Source organism: Methanoculleus frigidifontis, from assembly GCF_030464345.1.
GTDB classification, from domain to species: Archaea; Halobacteriota; Methanomicrobia; order Methanomicrobiales; family Methanoculleaceae; genus Methanoculleus_A; species Methanoculleus_A frigidifontis.
The window spans coordinates 14,281-30,397 of sequence record NZ_VCYH01000010.1 but is presented as its reverse complement, the minus strand read 5'-3'; the positions used below and the strand labels follow the sequence as shown (position 1 = coordinate 30,397).

The window sequence follows — 16,117 nt, the reverse complement described above, 5'->3', positions numbered from 1 at the left end:
AAGGGTTTAGAAATCCGTCATAATCCGGAACTGGTCGATCTCTTCCTGGCTGAGTTCCTCGAGGAACTCCTCGGCGGCGTGGTGGATGTTCTTGCTCGCGGTGATGGCGCGGCCGACGACCAGGATGTCCGCACCGGAGGCGAGCGCCGTCTTCACGACGTTCTGCCGGATGCCGCCCGCGGTGGCGACGAGCATCCGTTTGCCGCCGGCCTCCTTGATGGCGGGGATGTTGCCCCAGGCGTGCTCGCTTCCCTCGGCGTCGATCGCCCGGTGGAGCTCGACGATGTCGGGCTTGACGGCGAGGCTCTCGATGAGAGCGACCGGGTCGTCGACGTTCAGCATGTCGACGACGGTGTAGATGCCGGTCTTCTTCGTCTCCTTGATCGCTTTTTCGATCGTCGAGACGGGTGCAAGGCCCGAGATCACGACCGCGTCGGCGCCGGCGTCGGCGGCCATCCGTGCCTCGAGGTTGCCGGTGTCGAGGGTCTTTAAGTCGGCGATGATGAAGGCGTTCGGCCGGTATTTCCGGATCTCACCGATCACCGAGAGGCCGAACTTCTTGATCAGCGGGGTTCCCGCCTCGATCAGGAGGTGGTCGTTCTGGGGCAGCTCGGCGAGCACCCGCTCCACGTGCCGCATATCCACGAGGTCCATCGCGACCTGGAGGTAGGGCGGGTCCCAGAGCCGCTGAACCTTGAATCCCATGACGGCGTGCGCGGCACGGTCCTTCTCGTGGAGGAGCGTCTCCTCGTCGGGAAACCGGTCGAGCGCCCGGCGGAGAGCGAGTTTCATCGCGCCGTAGTTGAACCGGTAGATCTTGTTGTAGTCCGCTGCGGCGGGGTGCAGAAAGACGCTCGCCAGGATGACGGTCTCCTCGAGGTCGATCCCTTCGAAGACGCCTTCCTCAACGGCGTCGGCGACCGCTTTTGCGACCGCGGCCTGCATGGGGCCGAAGATCTGGTTTACCTGCGCCTCCTTCTTCAGCGTCACCTTCGGGATGACGAGCGTCGCCGGCTTCGTCATCAGGTTCGGCCGCACAACGCCGAGGAGGGGCGTGTGGCCGGCCGACATCTGCGAGAACGCGTTCGCAAACGCCTGCCCGACGGCTCCGTTCTTATCCCCGAGAATTAAATCGATGTGCGCAAGTTCTGCGCCTTCTCCAACAAGTGCTTCACCAATAAGATACATATATTGTCCCCTTACTGCTGCCCTCATATTAGGAAGGCATATTATATTAACACGCCAGCATCGGCACCGGTCCCTGCAATCAAAGACCCTGTCTTTTCACCGGTTTTGCGGGCGCATCGCTGCGCGAAGGAGAGTATGAAAAGGTTCGAGAAAAGGCGTTCACAGAATGTGGGGTCGGTGAGATTTGAACTCACGATCGACGGGTCTCTCCGACATGCATCAGTGCTCCAACGGGTCATCATCCGGTATCAGGAGACCCATTGTTCATCACCTGCAAAGACCGCTGGAGCCCGTCGCCATTCCTGACTAGGCCACGACCCCACGTACTCTATTACATTGCAGTCCCGGCGTATTAATGATTGCGTTATGCCAAAGCGGTAACCATTTACTTCTCCTGCTTCTCATTCATATAGGATGGCTGAGGGCAGCTACGCGTGCGGAAGTTCGGATATCCCCCTGCAGGGTATCACCATCGGCGAAATGCTGAACAGAATCGCGGAGAAATACCCGGAAAACGAGGCGCTCGTCTCGGTTCACCAGGATGTCCGGTTGACCTACGCTGAGTTCCTCGACCGGGTGGACACGCTCGCCCGCGCCCTCATGGCACTCGACGTCGAGCGCGGCGACCGCGTCGGCATCTGGGCGCTCAACTACGCCGAGTGGGTGCTCGTCCAGTTCGCGACCGCCAGGATCGGGGCGATCATGGTGAACATCAACCCGGCCTACCGGACGTACGAGTTCGAGTACGCCGTCAAGCAGTCGGAGGTGCAGACGCTCTTCCTCCAGGGGCGGTTCAAGACCTCCGACTACGTCGGGATGTTCTACGAGGCCTGCCCGGAGGCCTTCGAGGGCAAGCCCGGCCGGATCAACTCGGAGAAGTTCCCGTTCTTACAGAACGTCGTCTTTATCGGCGACATTCCCTACAACGGGATGTTCACCTGGGACGAACTCCTCGAGAAGGCGAACTACATCAGCCCCGACGAGCTCGCCGAGCGGGCGGCGTCGCTCGACTTCGACGACGCCATCAATATCCAGTACACCAGTGGGACGACCGGGTTTCCGAAGGGCGTCGTGCTGACGCACCACAATATCCTCAACAACGGGTTCATCATCGGCGAGGGGATGAAGTTTTCCGAGAAAGACCGGCTCTGCATCCCGGTCCCGTTCTACCACTGCTTCGGGATGGTGCTCTCGAATATGGCCTGCGTCACCCACGGCTCGACGATGGTGCTCCCCTCGCCGGTCTTCAGCGCCGAGGCGGTTCTCCAGACGCTGCAGGACGAGAAGTGCACCGCCGTCCACGGCGTCCCGACGATGTTCATCGCCGAGCTCGCGCACCCCGAGTTCCCCTCGTTCCGGCTCGATTCGCTCCGGACCGGGATCATGGCCGGCTCTCCCTGCCCGATCGAGGTGATGCGTGAGGTCAACAAGGAGATGCACATGTCCGATATCGTCATCGTCTACGGGCAGACCGAGACCTCCCCCGGCGTCACCATGACGACGACCGATGACCCGCTGGAGCGGCGCGTCTCGACGGTCGGCCGGCCGTTCCCGCACACCGAGATCAAGATCGTCGACCCGAACACGAAGAAAATTGTTCCCCGCGGCGAAACCGGGGAGATCTGCGCCCGCGGCTACTGCGTGATGCGCTGCTACTACAACAACCCGAGCGCCACCCATGCCACCATCGACGACAACGGCTGGAACCACACCGGCGACCTCGGCACCATGGACGAGGAGGACTACGTCAGGATCGTCGGCAGGCTCAAGGACATGGTGATCCGGGGCGGCGAGAACATCTACCCGCGCGAGATCGAGGAGTTCCTCCACAATCATCCCGATATCGCGGACGTCTACGTCATCGGCGTTCCCGACCAGAAGTACGGCGAGGAGCTGATGGCCTGGATCAAGACCGAGGACGGCGCTGCCCTGACCGAGGATGCGGTGCGCGAATTCTGTCGCGGCAAGATCGCCCACTTCAAGATCCCGCGCTACATCAAGTTCGTCGACGACTTCCCGATGACGATCTCAGGCAAGATCCAGAAGTTCAAGATGCGGGAGCAGGCGATCGCAGAGCTCGGTCTTGACTCCGCCTCGAAGATCGAGACGGCGTAACAGCCGTTTCCTTTTTTAGTCTGCAGAAGGATCGTTCATCATGCAGACGAATCCCGATTTTGCGGAGATCCTTGCCGGGATCCGATCGCTCCTCGCAGACCCGGATACAAACCGGCTCGGCCCGGATGCCGCGGAGCCTGTCTGGGAGAGCCCGCTCCTCGGTGTCTCCCGCGGCGACGACCCGCTCTATAGGGAGTTTCAGGAGACGATCGGGCTGTTTCACTGGACGCCGCTCGAGGCGTTCCGCGCCGGGTTTCCGGACCTCGACTGTACAGCATCCGATCTCGCCGTCATTGTCTGGGCGCTGCCGCAGACCGCCGCGACGAAGCGGGACCAGCGCAGGTGTGCGTCCCTCCCCGCGCGCCGCTGGAGCCTTGCCCGGCACTACGGGGAGCTGGTGAACGACCGGATCCGCGACCACCTCGCCCGGGCACTCACCGACGCCGGACACCCGGCCGTCGGCCCGGTCAGGCTCCCGGCGTGGCGGGAGGAGACTTCAGAACGGTTCGGTATCGCCTCCCGCTGGTCGGAGCGGCACGCCGCCTACGCATCAGGTCTCGGGACCTTCGGCCTCTGCGACGGCCTGATCACGGAGCGGGGCAAGGCGGTGCGCATCGGGTCGGTCGTCGCTCTGCTCGATACCCCCGCAACGCCGCGCCCCTACGAGAGCCGGACCGAGTACTGCCTCCACTTCACCGAAAAAGGGTGCGACGCCTGCATCCGCCGCTGCCCCGCAGGCGCGATCTCTGCAGAGGGGCACGACAAGGAGCGGTGTTTTGCGTATATCCTGGAGACGGCGGCGCCCATTGCTGAGGGCGAGATCGGCATCCCGGTCTCGAGCTGCGGCCTCTGCCAGGCCCGGGTGCCCTGCCAGTCGCGGCGGCCGCGATAAAAAAGTTATTCCGCCTCTTCTGCCCGCTGCACGAGGGCGGCGGCCGCCTGTGCCGCACCTTTCAGGATCGCGGCTTCGCCGGGCACGACCCGGTCGTACATCACGAACCTGCCGCTGCAGAGCACGGTGTGCACGGCGCTCCCGTTGCAGGCGTAGGCGAGGTTCGAGTCGGTGTTGTGGAGCGGGGTCGTGCAGGCCTTCCGCCGGTCGATCAGCACGATGTCGGCGGGGGCGCCGACGGTCAGCGTCCCTGGGCCGATGCCGAGCGCCCGGGCGCCGCCTGCGGTCGCGATGCCGATGGCCTCGCCGGCGGGGAGCAGGGTCTGCGTGTTCCAGGAGAACTTCTGCAGGAGGGCTGCGATCTTCATCTCCTCGAGCATGTCCAGGTTGTTGTTCGAGGCGCAGCCGTCGGTCCCGAGGCAGACGTTCGCCCCGGCGTCCTTCAGGTGGTGGTAGGGCATGGCGCGCCCGACGGCGAGTTTCATGTTGCTCGCCGGGTTGTGTGAGGCGTGGGCGCCACGCTCTGCAAAGAGCCTGCAGTCGGCCTCGTCGAGCCAGCAGCAGTGCGCCGCCACGGTGCGGGGTGTCAGGCACCCGCATTCGTCGAGGAGCGCGGGCGGGCGTTTGCCGTACTGCGCCACGCAGTCGACGACCTCTTTCTCGGTCTCGCTGACGTGGATGTGGATCCCGATATCCTGCTCTTTCGCATACCCGGCGCACCAGGAGAGGCCGTCCGGGGAGACGGTGTAGACCGCGTGCGGCCCGACCGCGGCGGTGAGCCGGGGGTTGCCGAGCCCCTTGATGTGGGAGACGAGGGTTTCGGTCGCTTTGATCTCGGCCTCCCGCTTCTCCTCCATCGAAAGATCGATGAACCCGTGGGCGAAGGTGCCGCGGATCCCCATCTCGTCGGTCGCCTCGGCGGCACGATCCATGAAGAAGTACATGTCGTTGAAGGCGGTGGTGCCGCTGCGGATCATCTCGAGGCACGCGAGTTTCGTGCCCCAGTAGACATCGTCGCCGGTGAGGTGCGCCTCCAGCGGCCAGATCTTCTGCGTCAGCCAGTCCTGGAGCGGCATGTCGTCGGCGTAGCCGCGCAGCAGGGTCATCGCCGCGTGGGTGTGGGTGTTCACGAGCCCCGGTATGGCGATGCTCTCGGACCCGTCGACGACGATCTCGGCCTCGACGGCGTCCCGTGCGCCGTTCTTCTCGTCAATCCCGACGATGGTTCCCGCTTCGCTGATCGCGATATCCACCTGTTTTCCGCCGACCAGGACGCCGGTGATGAGGACGGAGCCCTCAATATCAAAGATGTCGTCGATTATCTCCCTCATGCCAATCGCTCCACAATTCTCTCCAGGATCTCCTCGGCCCTCCTGCGGTGCGTCCGGGAGGTCTCGAGGATCTGTTCGTAGGTGACGAGCTCGTCACCCAGGCCGTGCGCATAGTTGTCGACCGTGCAGATTGCCGCAAACCGCAGCCCAAGCTCGATGGCGAGTGTCGCTTCGCCGGCGATGGTCATCCCGACGATCTCGGCATCGCGTGCGAGGGCTCTGACCTCGGCGACGGTCTCGATCCGCGGGCCGGGGGTCTGGACGTACACCCCGCCGCACCGTGCTTCGGGGATCAGGCTGCAGAGATCCCGGGTGAGGTCGGCGTCCAGCTCCGGACGGATGTGTTCGATCCGGTAGTCATGGATTGAGGGTATATCTGTTATGCTCAGATAGTCGGAGGGGATCACGAGCGAACCCGGTGGAATATCGGGCGTGAGCGACCCTGCAGAGCCGAAGGCGACGACCCGGTCCACGCCGATGATGGCGAGCGCCGCCATGCAGGCGCGGTAGTTGATCCGGTGCGGGGGAAGGCCGTACTGGTGGCGCATGAGGAGCGCGAACTCGCCGAGATAGATCTCGGCCCGCCCGAAGGGTGTCGCGACCGTCTTTTTTTCGAGCGGCGGGAGGTCGGCGTAGAGCAGGCTCGTCCCCCCGATGACCCCGAGCATCAGCGGCGGCCTCCGGGTGCGGCATGCGCTTTGGCGTGCATCATCTGTGTACCGGTTGCCTCTTCAGGCTCAAAAATCAATCTATCCGGCTCTGCATGACCGGTTTGCTTCAGCAGAGATAAAGCGGGGGAGCAACCATGCTAGTATGATGGGCAGATTTGTGACCGTGGACGATGCTACGATCCGGGAGGGGCGCTGCACCGATGTCTACTTCGAGCGTATCGAGAGCGTCCTTGAAAAGGACGATATCAACCCCCAGGTCGTCATGGAGGTCGGCGCACCGGTACTCCCGGACGGCTGGGGCGTCTTCTGCGGGCTTGGCGACGTGCTCGCGCTCCTCGACGGCAGGTCCGTCGACGTCGACGCGATGCCGGAGGGTTCGGTCTTCTATCCCGGCGAGCCGGTGCTCCGGATCACCGGACAGTACCGCGACGTCGCCGCCTACGAGACGGCGATCCTCGGGTTCCTCTGCCACGCCTCCGGCGTCGCCTCGGCGGCGGCGCATATCAGGCTGGCGGCGGGGGACGTCCCGGTCTACTCCTTCGGGTCGCGCCGCCAGCACCCGGCGATCGCCCCGATGATCGAGCGTGCCGCCTGGATCGGCGGCGTGGACGGCGTCAGCAACACCTGCGCGCCGGAGGGGATCCCCCTCGCCGGAACGATGCCGCATGCCTTTGTGATGTGCTACCCGCGGCAGGAGGACGCCTGGGCCGCCTTCGACCGCCACGCGCCGCCGGACGTGCCGCGGATCATGCTCTGCGACACCTTCGACGACGAGAAGTCCGAGTCGGTCCGGGCGGCGGCGATTGGCTGCGCTGCGGTCCGGCTCGACACCCCGCGCTCCCGCCGGGGCGATATGCGTGCGATCGTCGAGGAGGTCCGCTGGGAGCTCGACGCCCGCGGTTACGGCCACGTCGGGATCTTTCTCTCCGGCGGCGTCACCCGCGCCGACGTCGCCGCCTTCCGCGATATCGTCGACGGCTTCGGGGTCGGCGGCGCGATCGCGAACGCGCCGGTGATCGATTTTGCCATGGACATCGTGGAGCTCGAGTGCAGACTCTCCGCAAAACGCGGAAAGCGCGCCGGAGCAAAGCAGGTCTACGATCTTCCCTTGGGCGGGCGCCTCGTGCACCTCGCCCGCGAGCCCGCTCCCGACGGCGCGGTGCCGCTCCTCGTCCCCTTCATCGAGAGCGGCCGCATCGTGCGCGAATCCGGCCATGCGGAGGCGCGGGAGCGGTTTTTCTCCCGCCTTCCCCTGCTTTCGGCGTGATCGCGGGTAAAAATCAGAAACGAATCATTTTATCTGATTGAGTACAACATTGTAGGGCAGCAGCAACGGGCCGATAGATCAGGGGGAGATCGCTACCTTGGCATGGTAGAGGCCGCGGGTTCAAATCCCGCTCGGTCCATCTTATTTTCCGAAAGAATAAATATCGCGGGCTGAATCCCGGAAATAGGATCTCTGGTTAAAGCATCCAGGAATCTGCTGGCGTTGCCGACGCGGTTTTTCAGGTACTCGTGGACTTCCGGGGAGACGGTGATGTGCAGTCGCCGCCGGATACGGTTTTCGTGCGGTTCGTTTGGCATTTTCTCTTTCTCTTGCTGTCTGTTTTCTGTGTACGTACACTTGCACCTTTGTACGTACACTCCGGTGATCATCCTGCCGGAGTTTCTTCGCATCAACGAGTTCGAGCGAGGGTTCAGCACCAGCCTCGGGAACAGCTTTGAGGGATGTGCCAGGCTGATAGCGCTGCAGCACCATGCAAAAGCCGAACGAGGGCACGTTCTCACGGGCTACGTCAGCCGTGCCGCGATGGACGAGATCGAGCACCAGATTGCAGCCTTCGAGAGTGCTGCCGAACAGAAAGGCAAGAAGCCCGCACTCACGAGATGATCGACGCCGTTCTGAGTGCCAGGCGGGACGACGACCTCGTGCCGCTGAAAGCGACGGCGGATCTGTATATCCGGACGAAAGACGGGCGACGCTACTATTTTGAGATGAAGTCTCCCATGCCGAACAAGGGTCAGTGCCTGGAGGTCACCCAGCGGCTGCTCTGGTTCCACCTGCTCGCCGGCGAATCCCGGCCCGCCGTTCAGGCGTACTTCGCGATGGCCTACAACCCCTACGGCCCGAAGCGGAGCGACTATACCTGGAACTTTGCCCTGAACTATACGCCGTTCGGTGAGGCCGTTCTTATTGCGGATGAGTTCTGGAACATCGTCGGCGGGAAACATGCGATGGAGGATCTTCTCTCGGTCTACCAGGAAGTCGGCCGCGAGAAGACGAAATATATGTTGGATTCGTTGGCGTTTGGGTTTTAGGGGTTTACTCGTTCCCGTAGACCTCCGCCTGTTACCCGTCCTCGTGGCTGGAGCACGGGGTCGCATACCGGCCGCGGCCGGTTTTCCCCCGCCCGGTCAAGCAATACTTATGTATCAGGAATTCCGGCTCAATCCTTCGAGAAAACGACCCTCACAGAAGCCCTCAGACGGATGATCTCGGGGCGAGCTATAGGAGACATCCTTGGAAAATTACTCCTCCTCATATCGCCGTTATAGCCTCGCGATCCTGCCGCTTTTCAGCAATCAGAGCGATATTCGTGCGTGAATTATTTTGCCGGAATCCAGGATCCGAAACCTTCGCTAAAATCGAAAATGGAGGCTATTCTGAGCTTTGTTCTGACGGGGTGAAGGCGAGTCCCCCTGGGGCTGCCGTGGATGACGGTCTGTCCGGATTTTCAACTCAGGCTGCTTGGGGACTCTGGGAGCGTGCCGGTCGGGAACGTGCACACATTCCAAGGCAATTGGAATACGAGCTCACCGTCAGAGTCCTTCCTCGGTCGGAATCTCTTCGCCCTTCTCCCGGAGATCTTCAATATAGACCCCGATGGCCTCCCGTGCCATCGCTATTGCCTCGTCGACGGTCTCCCCGAAGGTGACGCGAGCCTGCGAAGCGCCGGCACGGTGACGGTGTACCCGCCTTCCGGCTCCTTCCGGAGGAGGATACGGTACTGCAGGTGGTTCATCGCATCGCATCCCTTGTATGAGTACAGGTACCGCTGACATATAAGGAGCACCGCCCGAATCCTTTATCACCTCCCGCTCCAACATCTACTCAAAGTTGAAAGTCGCCTATGCCTGACGATCTGATAGCAATCGTGGAAGAATCCGAGGACGTGAACAGCACCCTCATCTCCCGGGTGCGCCTGGAGATACTCTGGGCGCTCTCCGAGCTCGGCGAGGACGGAGCCACCGCACGGCAGCTCAAGGCCGGGCTGAACCTGAGCGACGGCGTGCTCTACGCGAACCTCAAGAAGCTCGTTGCAATGGGGTACCTCCGCTCCGAGAAAGTGACGCTCGAAGGGAAGGAACTGGAGCTCTACGCCATCACCCCGGAAGGGCTCGCCGAGTGGCGGCGTGTCCGGGGCTGGCTCTGCAAACTCCTGGGCTGCGAAGGTGATACCTGTGAACGATAGAAGCAAAGTCATTGCCTGCTTCCGGGAAGCGGGATTCCGGATGGATACAGGCCAGTTCGAGCACCGGCTCGTTGCCCAGAAGCTCGTCTACCTACTGAAGCTGAAGGGCGTCGAATTCGCGTATCCGTTTCACCTCTACGTCCGGGGACCTTACTCGCCGGACCTTGCACGGGAGTACTACCAGCACGCCGACGAGTTTTCCCGGTGCGAGACGGCAAGCACGCTCTCTTCCGCCGAAGCGGATTCGGTTGCCGGGCTCACCGGCCTCTTCGGCAAAAGCCCGTCCCTGCTTGAGATCGGGGCGACCTACGGGTATCTGGCCTACGAGATGCATCAACCGCCGCAGCAGGCGTACCGGACAGTCCGGAGGATGAAATCCTTCTACTCGAATGAGCAGATCGTCAAGGGTATCAACCGGGCGAAGCAGTACCTCTTCGTCCCCACCGCCGAAGAGAGGGCGGCGCTCAACGCTGAGCTGCAGGAGTGGCAGCGGGCAGGCATCCGGTCGATGAGGCAGTAGGATGCGCCGGAGCAGAGGCGATATCTGGTTCGTCGATCTCACCGACGCACGGGGGCACGAGCAGAGCGGGCTTCGACCCGCCGTGGTGCTCGCCGTCGCCTACGGGGGTATGACCATCGTGGTCCCGCTGACGACGACCGCGGCGGCTTTTTCGTTCCCGCACACCCACGGTATCGAGAAGAGTTCACAGAACGGGCTGACTTCTCATAGTGCGGCGCTGGTCTTCCAGATAGTTGCCCTCTCGGAAGACCGTTTCGTCCGGAAGACCGGGCGGTGCTCGGTCGAGGATATGGAAGCGATAAGCGTTCTTTTGAAGGACCTATTGGCGCTGGAGTAGCGGCTCTTTCCGGGGACGGAGAGATATCAACACTATTCCCAAACACCTTCCCGCGACATCATGCTGCGCGTGTATCCCCTGATTGTATACCGGGATTAATTCAGCGATATTATTGAAATCAGAGGCCGTATAGGGGGGAGCGCCTTGGCATGGTAGAGGCCGCGGGTTCAAATCCCGCTCGGTCCATCTTATTTTGTGAACGTATCAGTATTGCGGGCTGAATCCCGGAAATAGCATCTCTTGTCAAAGCATCCAGGAATCGGCTGATGTTGCCGACGTTTTTTTCAGGTACTCGTGGACTTCCGGGGAGACGGTGATGTTGAGTCGCCGCCGGATACGGTTTTCGCGGGGTTCGTTTGGCATTTTCTTTTTCTCTTGCTGTCTGTTTTCTGCGTACGTACACGTGCACCTTTGTACGGACACTCCGGTGATCATGCGTGGGCGGCGGGAGGTCTTCGGGAGGTAGTAACATGCGCTGTGGGGCGCGGCTTTTGGGAGGCCGGAGCGGGGGTCGACAGACCCCGGGCACCCGTGGCTCCATCACCATCCAATGCCCATCCGATCAGGTTATCAACAGAGCCGGAATTTCCTTTTTTGTTATTGAGAAGGCAGGGATGCCATGAGGGCATAGAAAAATTCCGGTTTCCTTAACGTAAAGAGCCCGTACCATGCGTCGAGGGTTGCGGGATTCATGACATCCAGTTTCCTGAATATGCTGCAGGCAAATTCAACCGGTGCAAGCCCGCTTGCCGTGATAAGGTTCCCGTCTGTCACTGCAGGCTCTGTCCGGTAAAATTGCTCTCCTGTGTATCCGGGGCAGAACATTTTGAGCGCTTCGGGATCATTGCTGGTGTGGGGCCGGTTGTCAAGCAGCCCGGCATTGGCCAGGCCGAGGGTAGCCCCGCAGATTGCTGCAACAACCATCTCCTGCTCAAGGAGCGTGTCTACCATAGTGATAATCGACGCATGGGCGGGATCAAGCCAGGTGTCTGCGCCGGGCAGGAGCAGGAGATCTCCCTTTTTTGCCCTGATATTCTCAATGGTGATACCCGGTGTCAACTTCAGTCCGCCCATCGTCGTTATCGTGTCCAGGGATTTTCCGCACAGGACGACATCGTACTTCAGCGACGGGTCTTTGAGGTACCTCCCGGAATGGAGTTCGCCAAGGGCATGGCCGGTTTCCCAGTCGGAAAGCGTATCAAGGATATAGAGATAGAGTGTCGGCATTTGGCATCACTACGCCATCAACCCTTGGCGGGATGGGATATCAATTTTCCTTCCCGAAATTACCGGCAATTTAAAAAAAAGTGCTCTGTTGAAATCCGAAACGAAAATGGGTAGACCGACGACCGAAAGATCGGTAGTGCTCCAGTTTACAACTGAAAATACATTTCAGAGAATCTGACCGCATTACATTGAACAATGACATGCGTTCATACCTAAAACTCACACCTGGAGAGTTTTTCCATTATCAGTTGTTTCTTAGAGCATTACCCGATATTCAGTGCGGAATTATTGTGTCGGAACCCGGGATCCGAAACCTTCGCTAAATTCGAAAAAAGAGGCTCATTTGGGATTTGTTCGGGACGGGTTGAGGGCGTCTCTACCGTCGCCGGAGCCGCTGTGATGGCGGCCAATCAAGACCCTCGACCCCGGCCGGTTTGGGACTCCCTCTCCGGAGCCTCAATCTCCCTAAGCGATCCTGCCCTGAGGTGCGATCCGGCGCAGGCCTCTGGGTCTAGCTGGTGCGGGCGAGGATCTCCTGAACCGTGATCGCGTAGGTGATCGTCTCTCCGGCAAGGGGGTGGTTTCCATCAACGGTGATGCTTTTTTCGTCCACGTCGAGCACGGTCACCCGGCAGGGTTTTCCCAGCACCTCGACCGTGATGAACTCGCCGGGGACCGGTTCGTGGTCGAGTCGGAGCTTCTTGCGCTGTATCGTGACCACAAGTTTCCTGCGGAACTTCCCGTAGGCCTTCTCCGGGGGCAGCACCACGGTCACCGTCTCGCCTGCCTCTTTGCCGATCAGCGCCTCCTCAAAGAGGGGATTGATCTGCTTCGCTCCGAGGGTTGCCCGGACGGGCTCGCCCGATCGGGTATCCTCAAAGACCTCGCCGTCGGGGCGGGTGCTCGTGAAGTGCAGGAGCAGGGTATCGCCGTCTGTTACGGGTGCCATAGATGCCTGATCGGTTTGTCGGGGCGGTACTTTAATGCACCGGGAATACTGAAGAGGCTTCAGCATCCCGCTCCCCGGGTCTTTCACGAGAGGGTGTGGAACGGCCGTCCCGCCGCTTCGCCCCCTCCTGCAGAAGATTCGCAGAGTGTCTATCACTGTACTCCGGAGATACACATCCTCAATCCGGCTGAAAATCATGTTCCTCGTCACGTTCGAGGATGAACGCTCCCTGGTATCCGCACTGCCGGCAATGATAGAGGGTCGCATACAGGCCGCGGGCGTCCCAATAGATATCGGTGCTCCGGCAGAGCGGGCAGCAGAGAATTTTTCGGGTCACGAGCTCATCCCCGGACTTCGACGGTGAACGTACGCGCAAAGCAGCCCTTCTTCGGCGGGAACCTTCTCGCCCTGCTCCCGGAGGTCCTCGACGTAGACCCGGGCGGCCTCCCGTGCCATCGCTATCGCCTCGCCGACGGTCTCGCCGAAGGTAACGCACCCGGGACGGGCCGGCACGGTGACGGTATACCCGCCTTCCGGCTCCGTCCGGAGGAGGATACGGTACTGCAGGCGGTTCATTGTATCGCGTCCCTTGTAAGAGTACGGTACCCGATGACATATAAGCAGCACCGCCCGAATCCTGTATTGAGCCCTCCCGTCTCCCGGGCGTCCTTCGAGCTCGGCGAAGGCGGCGAAGTGGTGGCAGTGAGTAACAGCATCGGGTATTTTCACCCGGAGCCCGACCGCTACGTACCGATCATAACGCCGGAGCAGGCGTACCAGCGCCTCTGCGCAAACGACCTCGTGATCCGACCGATCTCTTCGCCCGGGATCCACTTCGTCCGCAATATCTCGCTCGGCTGCTGGATGGAGGATCGGTCCTCCGCGCAGCAGTACCTCCTTCCGGTCTACGCGTTTACGTGCGATAGAACGGACGGAGCGGTTGTTACGTGGCACGTATGGGCCGCGGACCCGTCCGGGATGCAGGCTCTCACCTGAAGATTTCCACCCTTCGACGTCCGCACTCCGGCCTGCCGATACCCTCTGCCGGGGCTTATTCGGAAAAGCAAGAGCGAACCGGCGACGGACGGCACCGTCCGGAGCCTCGACGCAGGCGATCGTCCGGAAAATACGAGAAAGAAGGTTTTTCCGGGCCGGAGAAGAAGGATACAGAAAGGAGAGACTTCATGAAGAAAACAACGATTACGGCAGTGACTCTCGTGCTTGCACTCTGTCTCCTCTTCTCGTGCGGATGCACCACGACGCCCGCGACAAGCCAGCAACCGGCAGTGACAACGCCCCCGACCATCTCGCTTGAGGACACGCCGATCCGGTATGCCGACGTGAACGGCGTCACGCTCGGGTACCGTGAATTCGGGACGGAAAATACCGAGCCGCTTCTCATGCTCGTCGGCTTTGGCGCGACGATGGAGTGGTGGAATTCCACGTTCGTCGGCATCCTCGCGGAAACCTACCACGTCTATATCTATGACCACCGCGGCATGGGAACGAGCACCGACGTCGACGCACCGTATACCATCGCACAGCTTGCGGACGATGCGGCAGGGCTTATGACCGCGCTCGGCTACGACAGCATGAACATCTACGGCGTCTCGATGGGCTCGACCGTCTCGCAGCAGCTCCTGATCGATCATCCGGAGAAGGTGCGAAAGGCCGTCCTTTCCTCCGCCACGTACAACGCTTCCATCCCGGAGACCGAGATCCTGCACGGCATTCTCGAAGCGTGTGCGGCAGATCCGGACCAGCCGGCCGGTGTCCGAAAGGAGGCCGTGGCAAACCTTGAGTGGGAGGGGAGTTATGCCGGTCTCTCCGGTATCACGAACGACGTCATGCTCATCACCGGGACCGAGGACGCCCTGACCCCGCCGGCGGTCGCGGTCGAGATTGCAGGCCGGATCAACGGATCGTGGCTCGTCCGTTTCAAGGACATCCCCCACGCGGGTTCGAGTTATGCGCCCGTGGAATACGGGACCATCACGACGGCATTCCTGGAGATGGACGAATCTCCCGCATAATTTTTTTCGAAAGACCCGGGGCGTGATGCCCGCTCCGTGCAGATCTTCGCATGAAAGAACGACCAAATATGCGTATGCGCCCTTCGCTGAAATTCGCCCGCACGATATTCCGCGGTGCAGGCCGGACCGGTGGTTCTTCCCCTATTCCCACGCGTATTCGGCACTGTCGACGGCCCGTAATCTGCCGGGGGTATAGTCCCGGTACCGCTCTTCGGCGAGCACCTGCGGCGTCTCTTTCTCGATGCCTTTCGTGAGGTCCTGCAGAATGGTGACGCGGGCGCCTCTCGCGAGCCAGCCTTCCATCGCGTACCGGTTGCAGTAGTCCGCGGCCACGCCGATCAGCGTCACGTCGATCGCGGCACCGCTGCCGGCCTGCTGCAGCATTGCAAGAAAGCCGTCGCGTGTCGTCCTCGCTCTCGGTTCGTGCGGGTCGTCGACGACGTGAAAGAGATTCTCATACGCAATCTTTCGTTTCGGGTCGTCGAACGATATCTCGTGCAGACCGCTTCGGCTCCACATATCGTACTGGTTCTTCGTCAGATAGTGTTTATTCGGCAGACCGGAGACGTCGACGGAGAGCTCCCAGTCGGCCGTGCCGTATTCGCAGTGGAGAGGAAACGTCCTGCTCTCTTCGGACCGGCCATACTCTTCGGCAAAGTGCGTGTCCTGCACAATGAGCGTATAATCAAAAAAGCCGTCCACCCGGCGCAAAAAATCATTCGTCAGGCCGAGGATCTCCTCTGCACCCGGAATGGCGAGATTGCCGTCTTCGCGGGTAAAGCCGTTCTGCATATCGCCGATCGCTAACAGTCGTACTCTCTGCATCCCCCGAAACCTCCGTTCGGTTCTGTATTGTGCGGCTCTGCAGAAAAAACCTGACCCTGATTCCTGATCAGAGAAGCTGGGTTGATGAGGGCGTTTCGCGGAAATCCTCCGTTCCGTATGCCTGATCCCTGCGCCGCCTGCTCCTCCGGACGGGTTGCCCCGAAAGCGTGATCACCCTTTCGGGTATCTCCCGGAGGCGTTCGTCCAGGTATCGGCGATCTCCAGAAACGCCGGATAGCCGTTCTCTCTGATGAACGCGATCGCCTGCCGGTACTTGTTGTATTTGTACCCCTTCTTGCCGTAGAACTCACCGAGTGTCGGACACGCATCGAGGTCGGGGCAGTCCGCACAGGAGGTATATCCCTTCTGCATGCAGCAGACCTTTATTCTGCACTTAGCCTTGCCGGGGTCTCGCTCTCCGGTATCGTAGCCGAGTCTGCACCCCTTGCAGAGGTGCTCCCGCAGCACTCTGCATCTCCCGCAGTACGCGCCGCAGCAGCCAATCTCTGATAACGACATCCTGAAGAGAGCTTCGTCTCGATGGTCATGAATGTTC

The 16,117-nt window shown here is 61.2% G+C and carries 20 protein-coding genes and 2 tRNA genes; 11 read left to right on the top strand and 11 right to left on the bottom strand.

Translation table 11 applies throughout. The annotated features are described in order from the left end of the window. Positions 1-6: 6 nt before the first annotated feature. Together FGU65_RS13370 and FGU65_RS13365 are read right to left on the bottom strand one after the other, a co-directional pair. Positions 7-1,188 carry a bifunctional 5,6,7,8-tetrahydromethanopterin hydro-lyase/3-hexulose-6-phosphate synthase gene (locus tag FGU65_RS13370; protein WP_301664991.1) on the bottom strand — a complete coding sequence of 394 codons (1,182 nt, stop codon included), beginning with the start codon at positions 1,186-1,188 and terminating at the stop codon, positions 7-9. A 169-nt stretch (positions 1,189-1,357) separates the two neighbouring features. Beyond that, positions 1,358-1,509: transfer RNA gene (locus tag FGU65_RS13365), tRNA-Trp, on the bottom strand. A gap of 93 nt (positions 1,510-1,602) precedes the next feature. Here FGU65_RS13365 and FGU65_RS13360 point away from each other — a divergent pair. Together FGU65_RS13360 and FGU65_RS13355 are read left to right on the top strand one after the other, a co-directional pair. After that, positions 1,603-3,303, top strand: a complete 1,701-nt coding sequence (locus FGU65_RS13360; protein ID WP_301664990.1) for an AMP-binding protein — start codon at positions 1,603-1,605, stop codon at positions 3,301-3,303. Positions 3,304-3,343: 40 nt separating this feature from the next. Next, positions 3,344-4,195, top strand: coding sequence for a 4Fe-4S ferredoxin (locus FGU65_RS13355; RefSeq protein WP_301664989.1), 852 nt, complete (start codon positions 3,344-3,346; stop codon positions 4,193-4,195). Positions 4,196-4,200: 5 nt separating this feature from the next. Here FGU65_RS13355 and FGU65_RS13350 read toward each other — a convergent pair whose 3' ends face one another. Further along, positions 4,201-5,526, bottom strand: coding sequence for an amidohydrolase (locus FGU65_RS13350; protein WP_301664988.1), 1,326 nt, complete (start codon positions 5,524-5,526; stop codon positions 4,201-4,203). Continuing rightward, complete coding sequence (locus tag FGU65_RS13345) at positions 5,523-6,194, bottom strand: MTAP family purine nucleoside phosphorylase (protein ID WP_301664987.1); 672 nt, start codon at positions 6,192-6,194, stop codon at positions 5,523-5,525. Before FGU65_RS13345 ends, FGU65_RS13350 begins: the two co-directional genes overlap by 4 nt. Positions 6,195-6,339: 145 nt before the next feature. On the opposite strand from FGU65_RS13345, the gene FGU65_RS13340 reads away from it, so the two are divergent. The 4 genes from FGU65_RS13340 (at position 6,340) to FGU65_RS13325 (ending at position 8,516) form a co-directional block, all read left to right on the top strand. Beyond that, positions 6,340-7,464: a nicotinate phosphoribosyltransferase gene (locus FGU65_RS13340; protein ID WP_367652388.1), complete on the top strand. Its 1,125-nt coding sequence runs from the start codon at positions 6,340-6,342 to the stop codon at positions 7,462-7,464. A 67-nt stretch (positions 7,465-7,531) separates the two neighbouring features. Beyond that, positions 7,532-7,603: transfer RNA gene (locus FGU65_RS13335), tRNA-Ala, on the top strand. A gap of 206 nt (positions 7,604-7,809) precedes the next feature. Continuing rightward, positions 7,810-8,088 carry a TdeIII family type II restriction endonuclease gene (locus FGU65_RS13330; RefSeq protein ID WP_301664986.1) on the top strand — a complete coding sequence of 93 codons (279 nt, stop codon included), beginning with the start codon at positions 7,810-7,812 and terminating at the stop codon, positions 8,086-8,088. Beyond that, positions 8,085-8,516, top strand: a complete 432-nt coding sequence (locus FGU65_RS13325; protein ID WP_301664985.1) for a TdeIII family type II restriction endonuclease — start codon at positions 8,085-8,087, stop codon at positions 8,514-8,516. Before FGU65_RS13330 ends, FGU65_RS13325 begins: the two co-directional genes overlap by 4 nt. A gap of 501 nt (positions 8,517-9,017) precedes the next feature. On the opposite strand, the gene FGU65_RS13320 is transcribed toward FGU65_RS13325, so the two are convergent. Further along, positions 9,018-9,230, bottom strand: coding sequence for a type II toxin-antitoxin system HicB family antitoxin (locus tag FGU65_RS13320; RefSeq protein ID WP_301664984.1), 213 nt, complete (start codon positions 9,228-9,230; stop codon positions 9,018-9,020). 98 nt (positions 9,231-9,328) lie between these two features. Between FGU65_RS13320 and FGU65_RS13315 the strand changes: the two genes are divergently transcribed. Genes FGU65_RS13315 through FGU65_RS13305 form a run of 3 tightly spaced genes read left to right on the top strand, consistent with a single transcriptional unit; the run spans position 9,329 to position 10,527 of the window. Next, complete coding sequence (locus FGU65_RS13315) at positions 9,329-9,670, top strand: transcriptional regulator (protein ID WP_301664983.1); 342 nt, start codon at positions 9,329-9,331, stop codon at positions 9,668-9,670. After that, positions 9,660-10,190, top strand: coding sequence for a hypothetical protein (locus FGU65_RS13310; protein ID WP_301664982.1), 531 nt, complete (start codon positions 9,660-9,662; stop codon positions 10,188-10,190). The genes FGU65_RS13315 and FGU65_RS13310 overlap by 11 nt, the downstream gene beginning before the upstream one ends. Before the next feature lies 1 nt (position 10,191). Then, complete coding sequence (locus tag FGU65_RS13305; protein WP_301664981.1) at positions 10,192-10,527, top strand: type II toxin-antitoxin system PemK/MazF family toxin; 336 nt, start codon at positions 10,192-10,194, stop codon at positions 10,525-10,527. Positions 10,528-11,124: 597 nt separating this feature from the next. Here the strand turns inward: FGU65_RS13305 and FGU65_RS13300 are convergent. The 4 genes from FGU65_RS13300 to FGU65_RS13285 form a co-directional block, all read right to left on the bottom strand. Beyond that, positions 11,125-11,754 carry a type 1 glutamine amidotransferase family protein gene (locus tag FGU65_RS13300; protein WP_301664980.1) on the bottom strand — a complete coding sequence of 210 codons (630 nt, stop codon included), beginning with the start codon at positions 11,752-11,754 and terminating at the stop codon, positions 11,125-11,127. Positions 11,755-12,265: 511 nt separating this feature from the next. After that, complete coding sequence (locus FGU65_RS13295; protein WP_301664979.1) at positions 12,266-12,703, bottom strand: FKBP-type peptidyl-prolyl cis-trans isomerase; 438 nt, start codon at positions 12,701-12,703, stop codon at positions 12,266-12,268. A gap of 178 nt (positions 12,704-12,881) precedes the next feature. Next, complete coding sequence (locus FGU65_RS13290; protein WP_301664978.1) at positions 12,882-13,040, bottom strand: hypothetical protein; 159 nt, start codon at positions 13,038-13,040, stop codon at positions 12,882-12,884. Beyond that, positions 13,037-13,279, bottom strand: coding sequence for a type II toxin-antitoxin system HicB family antitoxin (locus FGU65_RS13285; RefSeq protein ID WP_301664977.1), 243 nt, complete (start codon positions 13,277-13,279; stop codon positions 13,037-13,039). The genes FGU65_RS13290 and FGU65_RS13285 overlap by 4 nt, the downstream gene beginning before the upstream one ends. Before the next feature lie 66 nt (positions 13,280-13,345). Between FGU65_RS13285 and FGU65_RS13280 the strand changes: the two genes are divergently transcribed. Together FGU65_RS13280 and FGU65_RS13275 are read left to right on the top strand one after the other, a co-directional pair. Continuing rightward, the gene (locus FGU65_RS13280) at positions 13,346-13,699 is read left to right on the top strand and encodes a hypothetical protein (RefSeq protein ID WP_301664976.1); all 354 of its coding nucleotides are present in this window, start codon (positions 13,346-13,348) and stop codon (positions 13,697-13,699) included. After that, positions 13,660-14,736 (top strand): alpha/beta fold hydrolase, encoded by a 1,077-nt coding sequence (locus FGU65_RS13275; protein ID WP_301664975.1) that lies wholly within the window; start codon positions 13,660-13,662, stop codon positions 14,734-14,736. Before FGU65_RS13280 ends, FGU65_RS13275 begins: the two co-directional genes overlap by 40 nt. A gap of 141 nt (positions 14,737-14,877) precedes the next feature. Here the strand turns inward: FGU65_RS13275 and FGU65_RS13270 are convergent, their stop codons facing one another. Together FGU65_RS13270 and FGU65_RS13265 are read right to left on the bottom strand one after the other, a co-directional pair. Then, positions 14,878-15,561 carry an isochorismatase family protein gene (locus tag FGU65_RS13270; RefSeq protein WP_301664974.1) on the bottom strand — a complete coding sequence of 228 codons (684 nt, stop codon included), beginning with the start codon at positions 15,559-15,561 and terminating at the stop codon, positions 14,878-14,880. Positions 15,562-15,732: 171 nt separating this feature from the next. Next, entirely contained in the window at positions 15,733-16,080 is a 348-nt protein-coding gene (locus FGU65_RS13265) for a DUF3795 domain-containing protein (protein WP_301664973.1), read from the bottom strand. Positions 16,081-16,117 lie beyond the last annotated feature (37 nt).

Excerpts from the sequence above, each read along its gene's own strand:
- FGU65_RS13295 (WP_301664979.1), bottom strand. The coding sequence starts at position 12,703 with ATGGCACCCGTAACAGACGGCGATACCCTGCTCCTGCACTTCACGAGC.
- FGU65_RS13275 (WP_301664975.1), top strand. The coding sequence starts at position 13,660 with ATGGGCCGCGGACCCGTCCGGGATGCAGGCTCTCACCTGAAGATTTCC.
- FGU65_RS13300 (WP_301664980.1), bottom strand. The coding sequence starts at position 11,754 with ATGCCGACACTCTATCTCTATATCCTTGATACGCTTTCCGACTGGGAA.
- FGU65_RS13360 (WP_301664990.1), top strand. The coding sequence starts at position 1,603 with ATGGCTGAGGGCAGCTACGCGTGCGGAAGTTCGGATATCCCCCTGCAG.
- FGU65_RS13270 (WP_301664974.1), bottom strand. The coding sequence starts at position 15,561 with ATGCAGAGAGTACGACTGTTAGCGATCGGCGATATGCAGAACGGCTTT.
- FGU65_RS13350 (WP_301664988.1), bottom strand. The coding sequence starts at position 5,526 with ATGAGGGAGATAATCGACGACATCTTTGATATTGAGGGCTCCGTCCTC.
- FGU65_RS13370 (WP_301664991.1), bottom strand. The coding sequence starts at position 1,188 with ATGTATCTTATTGGTGAAGCACTTGTTGGAGAAGGCGCAGAACTTGCG.
- FGU65_RS13305 (WP_301664981.1), top strand. The coding sequence starts at position 10,192 with ATGCGCCGGAGCAGAGGCGATATCTGGTTCGTCGATCTCACCGACGCA.
- FGU65_RS13315 (WP_301664983.1), top strand. The coding sequence starts at position 9,329 with ATGCCTGACGATCTGATAGCAATCGTGGAAGAATCCGAGGACGTGAAC.
- FGU65_RS13340 (WP_367652388.1), top strand. The coding sequence starts at position 6,340 with ATGATGGGCAGATTTGTGACCGTGGACGATGCTACGATCCGGGAGGGG.
- FGU65_RS13265 (WP_301664973.1), bottom strand. The coding sequence starts at position 16,080 with ATGTCGTTATCAGAGATTGGCTGCTGCGGCGCGTACTGCGGGAGATGC.
- FGU65_RS13345 (WP_301664987.1), bottom strand. The coding sequence starts at position 6,194 with ATGCTCGGGGTCATCGGGGGGACGAGCCTGCTCTACGCCGACCTCCCG.
- FGU65_RS13285 (WP_301664977.1), bottom strand. The coding sequence starts at position 13,279 with ATGAACCGCCTGCAGTACCGTATCCTCCTCCGGACGGAGCCGGAAGGC.
- FGU65_RS13355 (WP_301664989.1), top strand. The coding sequence starts at position 3,344 with ATGCAGACGAATCCCGATTTTGCGGAGATCCTTGCCGGGATCCGATCG.
- FGU65_RS13320 (WP_301664984.1), bottom strand. The coding sequence starts at position 9,230 with ATGCGATGCGATGAACCACCTGCAGTACCGTATCCTCCTCCGGAAGGA.
- FGU65_RS13325 (WP_301664985.1), top strand. The coding sequence starts at position 8,085 with ATGATCGACGCCGTTCTGAGTGCCAGGCGGGACGACGACCTCGTGCCG.